The following is a 13820-nucleotide window of genomic DNA, read 5'->3' as shown; positions in this document are numbered from 1 at the left end:
CTTACACCTTCTCTTTCACATTTTTACCAAGGATACCAGCTGGGCGGACAATCAAGATCAACAACAAAATTCCATAAACAATGGCATCACGGAAGTCTGACATTCCAAAGGCTGTCGCAAAGGTTTCCAATAGACCAATCACAAAACCACCAAGAGCCGCACCAGGAATGATTCCGATACCACCAAGTACTGCGGCAACGAAAGACTTAAGACCTGGAGTAACCCCCATCAAAGGCTCAAGAGAGTTATAATAGAGGGCAATCAGAACACCAGCTGCACCCGCAAGAGCTGAACCCAAAGCGAAGGTAAAGCTGATCGTACGGTTTACATTGATCCCCATCAATTGCGCCGCATCGCTATCTACGGATACTGCACGCATGGCTTTCCCCATCTTTGTCTTTTGAACAATGACTTGTAACAAAATCATCAAAATCAAGGAAATGGCCAAAATCATTAACTGCACATTTGTTAGGCTAACTGGTCCCAAATCATAGCGAACTGTTTGAATCGCTTGAGGGAAAGCACGAGTATTAGCACCAACCAGATAGACCATCCCATACTCCAATAGGAAAGAAACCCCAATAGCCGTAATCAAAACAGCAATACGCGTAGAGTGACGCAAAGGTCGGTAAGCAAGGAACTCAATCACGACACCAAGAATAGCTGTCGCTAGCATAGCTACAATAAGCGCTACAAAGAAATTCATTTGGAAAGAATTAATCAAGAAATAACCGATAAAGGCTCCCATCATATAAATATCACCGTGGGCGAAGTTGATGAGCTTGATAATTCCATAAACCATGGTATACCCTAGGGCTAACAGCGCATAAACACTACCTAGAATCAAACCATTTACTAGTTGTTGGAGCATAAGATTCACTCTTTCTATTTATAATTCCGAGGGTTTTCCCTCACTTTTTGATAGGTTCTTAAACATCGAAACAGGGAGTGAGTCCGAGTCTCATTCCCTATTTCAACATTTTCTATTATGGTTTTACAACTTCTGCTGCTTCAACCTTACCATTGTTCATGGTCATCATGTAAGCAGTTTTGACTGTGTTGTGGTCTGCATCGAAGCTTGTTTGACCAGTTACACCTTCAAAATCTTTTGTTTTAGCAAGGTTATCCTTGATTTCACCTGAGTTTTTAGCACCTTTTGCTGCATTTGCTACAAGGTGAACTGAGTCATAAGCCAAGGCTGCAAATGTTGAAGGCTCTTCATTGTACTTAGCACGGTAAGCGTCAAGGAAGGCTTTAGCTTTAGCTGAAACTTCTACAGTAGTTGAGAAGCCTGAGATAAAGTAGATATTTGATGCTTTTTCAGGAGTTGCTTGTTGCACAAACTCTTCACCGTTGAATCCATCACCACCAACGATTGGCTTGTCAATTCCCATACCACGCGCTTGGTTTACAATTTTACCAGCTTCAGTGTAGTAACCAGGAACGATGATAGCATCAAAATCTTTCCCTTTCATTTTTGTAAGGGCTGCTTGGAAGTCTGTGTCACCTGCTACGAAAGTTTCATCTGCAACGATCTCACCCTTGTAGGATTCGCGGAAAGATTTAGCAATCCCTTTAGCATAGTCACTGGCATTGTCAGTGTAAAGAACAACTTTCTTAGCATTTAATTTTTCAGAAACATAGTTTGAGATAATTTTTCCTTGGAAGCTATCTTGGAAAGTTCCGATAAAGAGGTAATCTTGACCTTTAGTCAATCCATCTTGAGTCGCACTTGGTGAGATCAATGGAACACCTGCTTTTGTAGCGTTCGCTACCGCAGCTGCAGTTGCACCAGATGTCGCAGGTCCTACGATTGCTGATACTTTAGATTGGGTTACAAGGTTAGTTGTTACTGAAGCCGCCTCAGCTGTTTCAGACTTGTTATCTTTATCGACTACTTCGATTTGTTTTCCATCGATACCACCTGCGGCATTGATTTCATCAACAGCAAGTTGGGCACCTTTTTGTTCAGATGTTCCGTAGGCTGCTACGGCACCAGTTTCTTCAAAGTTAAATCCGATTTTGATTGTCTTTTCATCTACTGAGTTACCAGCAGCGTTTGACGCTCCAGACTTCACTTCTCCACAGGCTGCAAGAAGTGCTACACTTGCAAGCGCCACAAACGATAGGGCAAATTTTTTCTTCATTTTTTTGTCTCCTTATTTCTTAAATAAATAGCATGTTAAGAATATACCGAATTATCAGAAAATTGTCAACACTTTTCTTGAACTTTTTCGATGATAACGTTTTCCTCTCGATAAAGATTGCCCACAAAGGGTGTTTCCAGCTCTTGGATATGACAAACTCTGACTTTTTTGATAAATTTTTCCTTGCTCAAGCGCCCGACCAATTGCTCCACTTCTTGAGTTGGAACATAGAGTTGTAAGTAACGATGTTTCTTGGAATGATAGGTAATATCTCCATAATCCTGCAATTTTTTGGCATCACGATTATAGTAAAGATAGATAATCAAGCCAGATCGATTGACTTTTTCAAACATGATAAATCCTCTTTCTAAGAAATCTCCCCCTATTATACCAAAAAAAGCAAACTCAGTCGAGTTTGCCTTCTTTCATCATTAGTTCAATGAATTGTTGGCCATGATTTCATCAATAAAGCCATATTCAAGTGTTTCTTGGGCACTCATCCAGTTATCGCGTTCTGCATCTGCATGAACTTTTTCGATTGACTGACCTGAATTTTCAGCCAAGATTTTTTCCAAAGTATTACGAGTTTTAAGCAAGTGTTCTGCAGCAATCGCCATATCAGTTTGTTGTGTACCACCACCTGTACCACCCATTGGTTGGTGAATCATGTATTCAGCATTTGGAAGCATGAAACGTTTACCTTTTGCTCCACTTGATGCGATGACAGTCCCCATAGATGCGGCCATTCCCATAACGATGGTTTGGACATCTGCCTTGATAAAGTTCATAGTATCAACGATTGCCAAACCAGCTGAAACAGAACCACCAGGTGTATTAACATAAAGGTAAATATCTTTTGTACTATCTTGGGCATCCAAGAAAAGCAACTGGGCAATAACTGAGTTGGCCATGTTGTCTTCAACTGGGCCTGTCAGCATAATGATGCGGTCTTTGAGAAGACGTGAGTAAATATCGTATGAACGTTCTCCACGGCTTGTTTGTTCAATAACTACAGGAATCATTCATTTCTCCTTTTGAGTTTTAATTTTGTTGGTCAAATGACTGAAGATAAGACTATTATAATATCTTGGTCAAAAAAGGTCAAATTTTTGCTCTGTTTTCATTAGACAGAAACAAAAACTCAACCTCCTTTCACGACTAGAAATCCTTTTCCAAGTCAATCTTCTTTTCGATCTTATTTCGTACCGAACAAGCGGTCTCCAGCATCACCAAGACCTGGAACGATATAACCGTGTTCGTTCAAGCGTTCATCCAAGGCTGCTGTAAAGATTTCTACATCTGGATGAGCTTCTTGAAGAGCTTTAACACCTTCTGGAGCAGATACAAGGCAGACAAATTTGATATTTGATGCACCACGTTTTTTAAGAGAATCAACAGCCAAGATTGCTGAGCCACCTGTTGCCAACATTGGGTCTACGACAAAAATTTGACGTTGGTCAATGTCCTCAGGCAATTTCACCAAGTACTCAACTGGTTGAAGTGTTTCTTCATCACGGTACATACCGATGTGACCAACTTTAGCAGCTGGAACCAAGCTCAAGAGCCCATCAACCATCCCGATACCTGCACGCAAGATTGGAACGATGGCCAATTTCTTACCTGCCAATTGTTTTTGAACTGTTTTTGTAATTGGTGTTTCGATTTCCACATCTTCTAGTGGAAGATCACGAAGTACTTCATACCCCATCAACATTGCAATCTCATCTACTAGCTCACGAAAAGCTTTTGTAGAAGTATCTGTACGACGCAAGATTGACAATTTGTGTTGAATCAGCGGGTGATTAATAACTTCAATTTTTCCCATTTTTGGAATTCCTTCTTTCAATTTATTCTTCTTATTATACCAAAAAATGGTTTAAAAATCTTTCTAAACCATTTATTTTTGATAATTTTTACATTAGATCAGCCTCTTTAAGAGCTGCCTGTACTGTCTCAAGTGGTAAATGGGTTAATTCTGTTCCCTTTTCTTGATAAAGGTATTGGGCGTAGTCGTCCATTCGGTACTGGTTAATATAAACCACGCGCTTACAGCCGACCTGAAGCAATTGTTTTGTACAGTTCAGACAAGGAAAATGGGTTACATAGGCCGTAAAACCTCTAGGAACACCACGTTCTGCACCTTGGAGAATGGCATTGACCTCAGCGTGAAGGGTGCGAACACAGTGGCCTTCAATGACCAGACATTCGTGATCAATACAATGCTCAGTACCTGACACCGAACCATTGTATCCAGTGGAAATTACCTTATTATCCTTAACCAGAATTGCACCCACTTTAGCACGTTTACAAGTGGAACGATTGGCAATTAGTAGGGCTTGGGCTGCAAAATACTCATCCCATGCTAGTCTTTTTTCAGTCATCTCTTTTCTCCTTTTTCTCTATTTTTTAAAAAATGGTAACCGTAAATCCGCTATCTTTTCAGCAGGTACCTTCATGCCATCCTTGATCCATTTTAGAAGGACAGAGACGATGGCCGAGCTCCAGAAGGAATGAAGATAAGAGCTGACACCTTTTGATTTCCCATGGTACTTTTCTAGAAATTCCTGCATGGCTTGGACAAAGATTTTTTCCAGATGGTAATCTAAGGCCAATTGAATCACTCTGGCTTCCTTTCTTGCTTCTCGGAAAAGATGAACCCAGACCAGATAAAGATCTGTCTTTAAATCATAATGGTGCAGTTGTTCCATGATGTTGTGGACAGTTCGTTTAAAGACGCTTTCTAAAATCTCCTCTTTGGAATCATAATTACGGTAAAAGGCTGCACGAGAAACACCTGCACGTTTGACCAATTCAGAAATACTAATCTTGGTCAAGTCCTTTTTTTCCAAGAGCTGCAAGAGGGCTGTTTCGATGGCTTCTCTAGTTAATAAATTGGATTCTTGGTTTGATTTTCTGAGATTTTCAAGAGACTTTTCAGAGATTCTACGTTCAGACATAACAATTTCTTTCTACTTGTCACAACAGACGGATGAGGCTTTTGTTTCAAGGGTTTTCATGATATAATTGTAAAAAAAGACAGAACCTTTGTCAATGTATAACTGACAAAGATGGAGAATTTCTATGACTTGGAAGATTATTGCTGACTCTGGTTGTGATTATCGTCAGCTGGCAACACCAGCTATTGACACGACCTTTGTAAGTGTTCCCTTAACCATTCAAGTAGCTGATCAGGTCTTTGTTGATGATGCCAGTCTTGATATTGACCAAATGATGGAAACCATGTATGCAACTGCAGAAGCTTCAAAATCAGCTTGTCCAAGCCCAGATGATTATTTGCGAGCATTTGAAGGAGCCAAAAACATTTTTCTAGTAACCATCACTGGTACTCTTTCTGGCAGTCACAATAGCGCTCAACTAGCCAAGAATATTTATCTGGAAGACCATCCTGACACTAAGATTCATGTGATTGATAGTTTGTCTGCTGGTGGTGAGGTTGACTTGCTCGTAGAAAAATTGAATGACTTGATTGACCAAGGCTTATCTTTTGAAGAAGTGGTTGAAGCTATCACTGCCTATCAAGAAAAAACCAAGTTGCTCTTTGTTCTAGCCAAAGTCGATAACTTGGTAAAAAACGGCCGTTTGAGCAAGCTTATCGGTACGGTCGTTGGCCTTCTAAATATCCGTATGGTCGGAGAAGCTAGTGAAACTGGAACCCTTGAATTGCTACAAAAATCACGAGGACCAAAGAAATCGATTCAGGCAGCATATGAAGAGTTAGTGAAAGCAGGATATGCTGGTGGTCGTATTGTCATGGCTCAACGCAATAACGAGAAATGTTGTCAACAGCTCTCAGAGCGAATTCGCGAAACCTTCCCACAGGCGGATATTAAAATTCTCCCGACATCTGGTCTCTGCAGTTTTTATGCAGAAGATGGTGGTTTGCTGATGGGATATGAAATTGATTAATTGCATTCTTAACAAGAGGTGACTTCATCTCTTGTTTTTTTGTGGTACAATAGAGCTATGAAACATTTTGATACTATTGTCATCGGTGGGGGACCTGCTGGTATGATGGCTACGATTTCCAGTAGCTTTTATGGGCAGAAAACCCTCCTCATCGAAAAAAATCGGAAACTTGGAAAAAAATTAGCTGGAACTGGTGGGGGACGCTGCAATGTCACCAACAATGGTAGCTTGGACGACCTGCTAGCAGGCATCCCTGGAAATGGGCGCTTTCTTTACAGTGTCTTCTCCCAATTTGATAACCATGATATCATTAACTTTTTTACAGAAAATGGTGTTAAACTTAAGGTCGAGGACCATGGACGCGTCTTTCCTGCTAGTGACAAGTCTCGTACCATTATCGAGACCTTGGAAAAGAAAATCACTGAGCTAGGCGGTCAAGTCGCTACTCAAACCGAGATTGTTTCGGTTAAAAAAATCGACAACCAGTTTGTCCTTAAGTCCGCAGACCAAACCTTCACTTGTGATAAACTCATTGTCACAACAGGTGGGAAATCCTATCCTTCTACTGGTTCGACTGGTTTTGGTCACGAGATTGCCCGTCATTTTAAGCATACCATTACCGATCTTGAGGCCGCTGAAAGTCCTTTGTTGACAGATTTTCCACACAAGGCCTTGCAAGGAATTTCATTGGACGATGTGACCCTAAGCTATGGTAAGCATGTCATCACTCACGATTTGCTCTTTACCCACTTTGGTTTGTCAGGCCCTGCTGCCCTGCGTATGTCTAGTTTTGTCAAGGGTGGGGAGGTGCTCTCGCTAGATGTTTTGCCTCAACTTTCTGAGAAGGACTTGGCTACATTTCTAGAAGAAAATCGGGAAAAATCTCTAAAAAATGCCTTAAAAACTTTGCTTCCAGAACGCTTGGCAGAATTTTTTGTGCAAGGCTATCCAGAAAAAGTCAAACAACTGACTGAAAAGGAACGCGAACAACTTGTCCAGTCTATCAAAGCACTCAAAATCCCTGTGACCGGAAAAATGTCCCTTGCCAAGTCCTTTGTTACCAAAGGAGGCGTCAGTCTCAAAGAAATAAATCCTAAAACTCTGGAAAGTAAACTGGTCACTGGCCTCCACTTTGCAGGCGAGGTCATGGATATTAACGCCCACACAGGTGGCTTTAACATCACTTCTGCCCTCTGTACCGGCTGGGTGGCAGGATCAAATCCAATCTAAATCTAAATCTAAATTATTCAATGGCTAAATCAGCCCCAAAAGAAAGGAAGTCCTTTGGAACATATTATCTTGTTAAGGGGAGTTACTCCTAATGGAAAAAATGCTATCCCTAAAATGTCTTATCTAGTAGATATCTTGACAGAAGCTGGTTTTCAACAAGTTCGAACCTATATTCAAAGTGGGAATATCATTCTTGAAAGTGACTTAGATTTAGAAAAAATACGAGAACGTGTCCATACTCTAATAAAGGAAAAGATTGGAGCCAATCTCAAAATAATCATTAAGAATAAGGATGATTTTGAAAACATTGTCCAAGAAAACCCGTTTGGAGAACACTATCTTTATGACCGTATACACGTGATTTTTTATCAAGAATCTATTCAAAGTCTCCCTTTAGAAAAATTGAAAATTGATTACGGTGAAGAAGAAATTTGTATCGGTAACCACTGCCTTTACCTCTATCTCCCTAGAACTGCTAAACAAAAGAAACTCCATACCAACTATCTTGAAAAGCTTTTTAATGTAGATTTGACAATGCGAAAACTAAATGTAGTAGAAAAATTATTAAGCAAGTAGTGCTTGAATTTAGTAAAAATCGGAAGATCACTCCTCCGATTTTATTTTGTCTGAGTTTGGACATAGTGGGCAATGACATCTGATGTATACTGGGCTGTTCCAGTTCCAAATTTGTCAATGTTTTCCTTAAATTCTGGATTGTAGACGTAGCCTTTACCGATATGACCGAATACCTCAATAGAGCAGTCGAATCCATAAGTACGGATGGCTTGCAAGAGTTTAGCAGCTTCTTCTTGGTTTTCTGTTGCTGTTACAGGTAGACCAGCTTGAAGATTTTGTGACAAGGCTCGAAAAACTTGGTTGAAGGCAGCCGTAGCCTCGTCTTCGTGACCTTTCTGGCGCTCCAGCGCTTGGTCCATGACTTCTTGTCCATATTTCTCTACCGCCTCTTGGTGGTATTTTTGATGGTCTTGATAGTTAAATCCAGCAAATTTCTCTTGAATGCTCATTTCTCTTTCTCCTTTTTGTTCTTGAATGGTTTTTTGCAAGGTTGAAATCAAAGTATCCAGATGTTCCCTTTCTCGAGTCAAATAGTCCAACTGCCTGGTCAAATGAGGCAATAAATCTGTCTTTTCTTCCTTTAATAGCTCTGCTATTTTTTCTAAAGAAAAGCCTAGATATTTGTAATAAAGAATAACCTGAAGGCGTTCCAAATCCTCCTGATTATAGGTTCGATAGCCGTTTCCCGACTTTAAAGGAACCAAAAGTCCTATCTTATCGTAGTGGTGTAGGGTCTTGACAGAGACGCCCGAAAGCTGCGCAGCTTCTTTTATATGATACATGATTTCCTCCTTACATTGATAGTATAACCCCTACCCTTAGGTCAGAGTCAAGCGATTTTGCGAAATTTTTTGCTTTATCATAACATGAAAATGGTTTTCTTGACAGACCTTAGAAAACATGATAGGATAGTCAAGTCTATCAATCAAAAGAAAGGCTCACTTTGAGTACTGATGAGGCTAGTTGCCAAGGGCAGTAGCTTTTTCTTTTGTAACACTAATTTTAGGAGTTTAACTATGTCTGAAAAATCGCAATGGGGTTCTAAACTGGGCTTTATTCTAGCATCTGCTGGTTCAGCCATCGGACTTGGTGCCGTTTGGAAATTCCCTTACATGACTGCTGCTAATGGTGGAGGAGGCTTTTTACTAGTCTTTCTCATCTCCACTATTCTAATCGGTTTCCCTCTACTGCTTGCTGAGTTTGCCCTCGGCCGAAGTGCTGGTGTTTCAGCTATCAAAACCTTTGGAAAACTAGGCAATAATAGCAAGTACAACTTTATCGGTTGGATTGGTGCCTTTGCCCTCTTTATCCTCTTATCTTTCTACAGTGTTATTGGGGGATGGATTTTAGTCTATCTAGGCATTGAGTTTGGAAAATTGTTCCAACTTAGCGGAACGGGTGATTATGCTCAGTTATTTACTTCAATCATTTCAAATCCAGTCATTGCCCTAGGGGCTCAAGCGGCCTTTATCCTATTGAATATCTTCATTGTATCACGTGGGGTTCAAAAAGGGATTGAAAGAGCTTCGAAAGTCATGATGCCTCTGCTCTTTATCATCTTTGTCGTCATCATCGGTCGTTCTCTCAGTTTGCCAAATGCCATGGAAGGGGTTCTTTACTTCCTAAAACCAGACTTCTCTAAGCTGACAAGTGCTGGTCTCCTCTATGCTCTGGGACAATCTTTCTTCGCCCTCTCACTAGGGGTTACAGCCATGCTGACCTATGCTTCTTACTTGGACAAGAAAACCAATCTAGTCCAGTCAGGAATTTCTATCGTTGCCATGAATATCTCAGTATCCATCATGGCAGGTCTCGCCATTTTCCCAGCCATGTCAGCCTTTAACATCCAGTCTGAAGGAGGACCAAGCTTGCTCTTTATTGTCTTGCCTCAACTCTTTGACAAGATGCCTTTTGGAACCATTTTCTACATCCTTTTCCTCTTGCTTTTCCTCTTTGCGACGGTCACTTCTTCTGTCGTGATGCTGGAAATCAATGTGGGTAATATCACCAACCAGGACAACAGCAAGCGTGCTAAATGGAGTGTTATTTTAGGAATCTTGACCTTTGTCTTTGGCATTCCTTCAGCCCTATCTTACGGTGTTATGGCGGATGTTCACATTTTTGGGAAGACCTTCTTTGACGCTATGGATTTCTTGGTTTCCAATCTTCTCATGCCATTTGGGGCTCTCTGCCTTTCACTTTTTACAGGCTATATCTTTAAAAAGGCTCTTGCAATGGAGGAACTTCATCTCGATGAAAGAGCATGGAAACAGGGACTGTTCCAAGTCTGGCTCTTCCTTCTTCGTTTCATCATTCCAATTATCATCATCGTGGTTTTTATCGCCCAATTTATGTAATCAAAAAGGACTTGAGTAGTGAACTCAGTCCCTTTCTTTTTTATGGATGACTAACAATCACTTCCAAATCTTGTCCTTCTAGGGTCCAAGCTTCAACATCACTTGGTAGGATAAAGTGGCTACCTTTTTGGATTGGATAGTTTTTCCCATCAACAGTTAGCTGACCTTGGCCAGCTAAGACACTAAACAAGCTATAGTCAGCTGTCTTTTCGAAGTCAACTTTTCCAGTAATTTCCCACTTGTAAACTGCGAAGAAATCATTAGAGACAAGGAGAGTTGAGCATAAATCATCAGCTTTGACAGTTACAGGACGGCTATTTGCAGGCTCACCAATGTTCAAGACATCAATGGATTTTTCAAGGTGAAGTTCACGCAAGTTTCCCTTGTCGTCCTTGCGGTCAAAGTCATAGACGCGATAGGTGGTATCGCTAGACTGCTGGGTTTCAAGAATCAAGATGCCCGCACCGATAGCATGCATGGTGCCACTTGGCACATAGAAGAAATCTCCAGCTTTAACTGGTACTTTTGTCAACAAGTCATCCCAATTCTTGTCCTCGATTTGCTGACGGAGTTCTTCTTTTGACTTGGCATTATGGCCGTAGATAATCTCAGAACCTTCATCCGCTGCAATGATGTACCAGCACTCTGTTTTTCCGAGTTCGCCTTCATGCTTGAGTCCGTAAGCATTGTCTGGATGAACTTGAACACTGAGCCAGTCGTTGGCATCGAGAATTTTGGTCAAAAGTGGAAATACAGGCTCTGGACGGTTGCCAAACAATTCACGATGCTCTGCATATAAAGTAGCCAGGTTTGTTCCCTCGAAACGACCATTGGCAACTTTAGAGACACCATTTGGATGGGCTGAGATAGCCCAGTATTCTCCGATTTTTTCACTTGGGATGTCGTAGCCAAACTCATCACGTAGCTTGGTACCACCCCAGATTTTTTCTTGCATAGCTGATTGTAAAAATAATGGTTCTGACATCTTGGTCTCCTGTCTGATTTTTCTCCCCTCATTATAGCAAAAAAAGAGTTCGAATTGAACTCTTTTTAACATCTTATAAAGTAGGGAGAAGATTTTATAAAAATAGTGAATAAATTCCTTCTTATGCTATAAGTTTTATTAGCGATCAAACTCTACTATATCCTATTTCATACGATAAAAATCAATCACTAGACCAGCAGGACCACTTACTAGCAGAGATTCGGTTCCCCAATCAGTTACAACTGGCCCATGTAAAATCTCGACACCAATCTCTTTTAAACGTTGGTAATTCTGATTTAAATCCTCAACCTCGATATGAAGAATGATTCCTGACTGAAAGTTTTCCAAAGGAACCAAATGATTTTGTGACAACATCAGACAGTGACTGCCAATCGTAAACTGAGCAAAACCATCATCAGCATAATCTGCCTTTTTATCCAAAATGCGCTCCAAGTCAGCACAGACTTGGGGAACATCTGAAACGATAATATCTAATTGATTTAAATCCATTTACTATCCTCCATAAAAAGACCGGATTGCTCCGATCTTTTCAAGTTTCTCTCTATGAAAATCAAAGAATAAACAAGGCATCAAACCGCAGGCAGTACTGGAGTACGGCAAGGTGAAGATAACGCAGTTTACATTTGATTTTCGACGAGAGAAATTATTTAATTGCGCGTGATTGCAACCCTTCTTCTTCCAAGAAGAGGCGGAATGGTACGAGTTCTTCTGCTTCGTATTTTTCCTTGAAGGCTTTGATTGCTTCTTCTGAGTGAAGTTTTGGATCCAATTCAAGTACTTCTACTGGAAGTGGACGGTGTGGAGTGATGCGAGCATCGATCACAACAGTTTTACCTTCTTTGTTCAATTTAACAGCTTCTGCAACAACTGCATCGATGTCTTCGATACGGTCAACTGTAAATCCAACAGCTCCTTGAGCTTCAGCGATTTTCGCATAGTCAGCATTAGGGAAGTCACAACCAAACAAGTGTTTGTTTGTGTCTTCGTATTTGTCCTTGATGAAGGCATATTTACCATTTGAGAAGACAACGTTGATAACTGGAAGGTCGTATTGAACGTTTGTGATAACGTCTGGGTAGCACATGTTGAATGCACCGTCACCCATGATGTTCCATACTTGGCGATCTGGATTGTCTTTCTTAGCAGCGATACCACCAGGAAGGGCAATACCCATTGTCGCAAATAGTGGAGATGTACGCCACATGTTCTTAGGTGTCATGTGAAGGTGACGAGTAGATGTTTGAGTAGTGTCACCTACGTCGATTGAATAGATAGCGTCTTGATCAGCATGTTTGTTGATTGCATTGTAAACTTGATATAATTGCAATTCACCCTCAGTTTTACCTTCGATTTTGTTCATGTAATCACGCCAGTTTTGGTTGTTCTTAACGTTTGCACGCCACCATGGAGTTGATTCAACTGGATTCACTTTGTCAAGGATTGCTTTAGCTGCTTGACCTGCGTCACCAAGGATTGAAGCGTCTAGGGCATGACGTTTACCAAGTTTGTAAGGGTCGATATCCACTTGGATGAATTTTTCAGTGTTCTTGAATGCTTCGTAAACTTCAGCAAATGGGAAGTTTGAACCAAGGAAAAGAACTGTGTCTGCTTCAAAGACAACTTCGTTAGCTGGTTTCCAACCAACACGGTAAGCAGAACCTGTCAAACCTTCATAGTTCCATTCAAAGGCTTCAAAGTTTTTACCAGTTGTGATGATTGGTGCTTTGATTTTACGTGACAATTCAGTAATCACTTCACCAGCTTTAACACCACCATAACCAGCATAGATAACTGGACGTTCAGCATTGTTCAAGATTTCAACAGCTTTGTCGATTTCAACTTCGTTCAAAGCAGGAGCGATGAATGAGCGTTCGTATGAACCTGATCCATAGTATGAGTTTTCGTCGATTTCTTGGAAACCAAAGTTTACTGGGATTTCAACAACAGCTGGACCTTTTTTAGAAACTGCAGCACGGCAAGCTTCGTCAATAACTTTTGGCAATTGCTCAGCGTAAGCTACACGTTTGTTATATACAGCGATACCGTTGTACATTGGGTTTTGGTTCAATTCTTGGAAAGCATCCATGTTCAATTCGTTAACTGGACGTGATCCAAGGATCGCTAGGAATGGAGTGTTATCCATAGCTGCATCGTAAACACCGTTAATCAAGTGAGTCGCACCTGGACCACCTGAACCAACTGCAACCCCGATTGAGCCACCGAATTTAGCTTGCATAACCGCTGCAAGAGCACCTGTTTCTTCGTGGCGAACTTGCAAGAAGCGGATATCTTTTTCTTCAGCCAAAGCGTCCATTAATGAGCTGAGTGTTCCTGATGGGATACCGTAGATTGTATCTACGCCCCATGTTTTCAATACGTTAAGCATTGCTGCAGATGCAGTAATTTTCCCTTGAGTCATAGTGATAACTCTCCTTCAAATATTTTTAAATCTACTAAAAAAGGTTTCATATAGTTTTTGAAAACGTTTCAGTAAATTTTTACATTACTAATTTACCACATTTAGTTCGACTTTTCTAAGAATCTGCTCAGAAGTTTTTATTCTCTATTACAGTACAG

The 13820-nt window shown here is 40.8% G+C and carries 15 protein-coding genes; 4 read left to right on the top strand and 11 right to left on the bottom strand.

Annotated elements, in window-relative coordinates:
• Position 1: 1 nt before the first annotated feature.
• The 7 genes from HMPREF9957_RS10360 to HMPREF9957_RS10330 form a co-directional block, all read right to left on the bottom strand.
• Positions 2–871, bottom strand: coding sequence for a branched-chain amino acid ABC transporter permease (locus HMPREF9957_RS10360; protein WP_000941427.1), 870 nt, complete (start codon positions 869–871; stop codon positions 2–4).
• Between the two features lie 115 nt (positions 872–986).
• Entirely contained in the window at positions 987–2147 is a 1161-nt protein-coding gene (locus HMPREF9957_RS10355) for an ABC transporter substrate-binding protein (RefSeq protein ID WP_000726114.1), read from the bottom strand.
• 65 nt (positions 2148–2212) lie between these two features.
• A complete protein-coding gene (locus HMPREF9957_RS10350; protein ID WP_000462127.1) occupies positions 2213–2500 on the bottom strand; it encodes a YlbG family protein in 288 nt (95 codons plus the stop codon).
• Positions 2501–2578: 78 nt separating this feature from the next.
• Positions 2579–3169 carry an ATP-dependent Clp protease proteolytic subunit ClpP gene (gene clpP, locus HMPREF9957_RS10345; protein WP_000613475.1) on the bottom strand — a complete coding sequence of 197 codons (591 nt, stop codon included), beginning with the start codon at positions 3167–3169 and terminating at the stop codon, positions 2579–2581.
• 173 nt (positions 3170–3342) lie between these two features.
• Positions 3343–3972, bottom strand: a complete 630-nt coding sequence (gene upp / locus HMPREF9957_RS10340; protein WP_000515974.1) for a uracil phosphoribosyltransferase — start codon at positions 3970–3972, stop codon at positions 3343–3345.
• Between the two features lie 88 nt (positions 3973–4060).
• On the bottom strand, positions 4061–4528 hold the full coding sequence (locus tag HMPREF9957_RS10335; RefSeq protein ID WP_000136979.1) for a deoxycytidylate deaminase: 468 nt from the start codon (positions 4526–4528) through the stop codon (positions 4061–4063).
• Positions 4529–4546: 18 nt separating this feature from the next.
• Complete coding sequence (locus HMPREF9957_RS10330; protein ID WP_000004136.1) at positions 4547–5104, bottom strand: TetR/AcrR family transcriptional regulator; 558 nt, start codon at positions 5102–5104, stop codon at positions 4547–4549.
• A 124-nt stretch (positions 5105–5228) separates the two neighbouring features.
• Between HMPREF9957_RS10330 and HMPREF9957_RS10325 the strand changes: the two genes are divergently transcribed.
• The 3 genes from HMPREF9957_RS10325 to HMPREF9957_RS10315 are packed head-to-tail and all read left to right on the top strand — an operon-like array spanning position 5229 to position 7880.
• Positions 5229–6074, top strand: coding sequence for a DegV family protein (locus HMPREF9957_RS10325; RefSeq protein ID WP_000219923.1), 846 nt, complete (start codon positions 5229–5231; stop codon positions 6072–6074).
• Positions 6075–6131: 57 nt separating this feature from the next.
• Positions 6132–7304 carry an aminoacetone oxidase gene (aao, locus tag HMPREF9957_RS10320; RefSeq protein ID WP_000680048.1) on the top strand — a complete coding sequence of 391 codons (1173 nt, stop codon included), beginning with the start codon at positions 6132–6134 and terminating at the stop codon, positions 7302–7304.
• Positions 7305–7358: 54 nt separating this feature from the next.
• Positions 7359–7880, top strand: coding sequence for a DUF1697 domain-containing protein (locus HMPREF9957_RS10315; protein WP_000400049.1), 522 nt, complete (start codon positions 7359–7361; stop codon positions 7878–7880).
• Positions 7881–7921: 41 nt separating this feature from the next.
• Here the strand turns inward: HMPREF9957_RS10315 and HMPREF9957_RS10310 are convergent, their stop codons facing one another.
• The gene (locus tag HMPREF9957_RS10310; protein WP_000274797.1) at positions 7922–8662 is read right to left on the bottom strand and encodes a MerR family transcriptional regulator; all 741 of its coding nucleotides are present in this window, start codon (positions 8660–8662) and stop codon (positions 7922–7924) included.
• A gap of 234 nt (positions 8663–8896) precedes the next feature.
• Between HMPREF9957_RS10310 and HMPREF9957_RS10305 the strand changes: the two genes are divergently transcribed.
• Positions 8897–10237 (top strand): sodium-dependent transporter, encoded by a 1341-nt coding sequence (locus tag HMPREF9957_RS10305; RefSeq protein WP_001291628.1) that lies wholly within the window; start codon positions 8897–8899, stop codon positions 10235–10237.
• 40 nt (positions 10238–10277) lie between these two features.
• Here HMPREF9957_RS10305 and manA read toward each other — a convergent pair whose 3' ends face one another.
• From manA to spxB, 3 genes are all read right to left on the bottom strand, one after another.
• The gene (gene manA, locus HMPREF9957_RS10300) at positions 10278–11222 is read right to left on the bottom strand and encodes a mannose-6-phosphate isomerase, class I (protein WP_001294274.1); all 945 of its coding nucleotides are present in this window, start codon (positions 11220–11222) and stop codon (positions 10278–10280) included.
• Between the two features lie 162 nt (positions 11223–11384).
• Entirely contained in the window at positions 11385–11732 is a 348-nt protein-coding gene (locus HMPREF9957_RS10295) for a VOC family protein (RefSeq protein ID WP_000365359.1), read from the bottom strand.
• 154 nt (positions 11733–11886) lie between these two features.
• Positions 11887–13662, bottom strand: coding sequence for a pyruvate oxidase (gene spxB, locus HMPREF9957_RS10290; protein ID WP_000191829.1), 1776 nt, complete (start codon positions 13660–13662; stop codon positions 11887–11889).
• Between the last annotated feature and the right edge of the window lie 158 nt (positions 13663–13820).

It is taken from the genome of Streptococcus mitis SK1080, from assembly GCF_000220085.1.
Classification (GTDB): domain Bacteria; phylum Bacillota; class Bacilli; order Lactobacillales; family Streptococcaceae; genus Streptococcus; species Streptococcus mitis_K.
Note: the sequence above shows the minus strand (reverse complement) of the source record. Positions and strands in the feature narration are given on the sequence as shown.

Bases quoted from the DNA above. Each gene is read 5' to 3' on its own strand.
- HMPREF9957_RS10360 (WP_000941427.1), bottom strand. From the start codon at position 871: ATGCTCCAACAACTAGTAAATGGTTTGATTCTAGGTAGTGTTTATGCG.
- HMPREF9957_RS10355 (WP_000726114.1), bottom strand. From the start codon at position 2,147: ATGAAGAAAAAATTTGCCCTATCGTTTGTGGCGCTTGCAAGTGTAGCA.
- HMPREF9957_RS10350 (WP_000462127.1), bottom strand. From the start codon at position 2,500: ATGTTTGAAAAAGTCAATCGATCTGGCTTGATTATCTATCTTTACTAT.
- clpP (WP_000613475.1), bottom strand. From the start codon at position 3,169: ATGATTCCTGTAGTTATTGAACAAACAAGCCGTGGAGAACGTTCATAC.
- upp (WP_000515974.1), bottom strand. From the start codon at position 3,972: ATGGGAAAAATTGAAGTTATTAATCACCCGCTGATTCAACACAAATTG.
- HMPREF9957_RS10335 (WP_000136979.1), bottom strand. From the start codon at position 4,528: ATGACTGAAAAAAGACTAGCATGGGATGAGTATTTTGCAGCCCAAGCC.
- HMPREF9957_RS10330 (WP_000004136.1), bottom strand. From the start codon at position 5,104: ATGTCTGAACGTAGAATCTCTGAAAAGTCTCTTGAAAATCTCAGAAAA.
- HMPREF9957_RS10325 (WP_000219923.1), top strand. From the start codon at position 5,229: ATGACTTGGAAGATTATTGCTGACTCTGGTTGTGATTATCGTCAGCTG.
- aao (WP_000680048.1), top strand. From the start codon at position 6,132: ATGAAACATTTTGATACTATTGTCATCGGTGGGGGACCTGCTGGTATG.
- HMPREF9957_RS10310 (WP_000274797.1), bottom strand. From the start codon at position 8,662: ATGTATCATATAAAAGAAGCTGCGCAGCTTTCGGGCGTCTCTGTCAAG.
- HMPREF9957_RS10305 (WP_001291628.1), top strand. From the start codon at position 8,897: ATGTCTGAAAAATCGCAATGGGGTTCTAAACTGGGCTTTATTCTAGCA.
- manA (WP_001294274.1), bottom strand. From the start codon at position 11,222: ATGTCAGAACCATTATTTTTACAATCAGCTATGCAAGAAAAAATCTGG.
- HMPREF9957_RS10295 (WP_000365359.1), bottom strand. From the start codon at position 11,732: ATGGATTTAAATCAATTAGATATTATCGTTTCAGATGTTCCCCAAGTC.
- spxB (WP_000191829.1), bottom strand. From the start codon at position 13,662: ATGACTCAAGGGAAAATTACTGCATCTGCAGCAATGCTTAACGTATTG.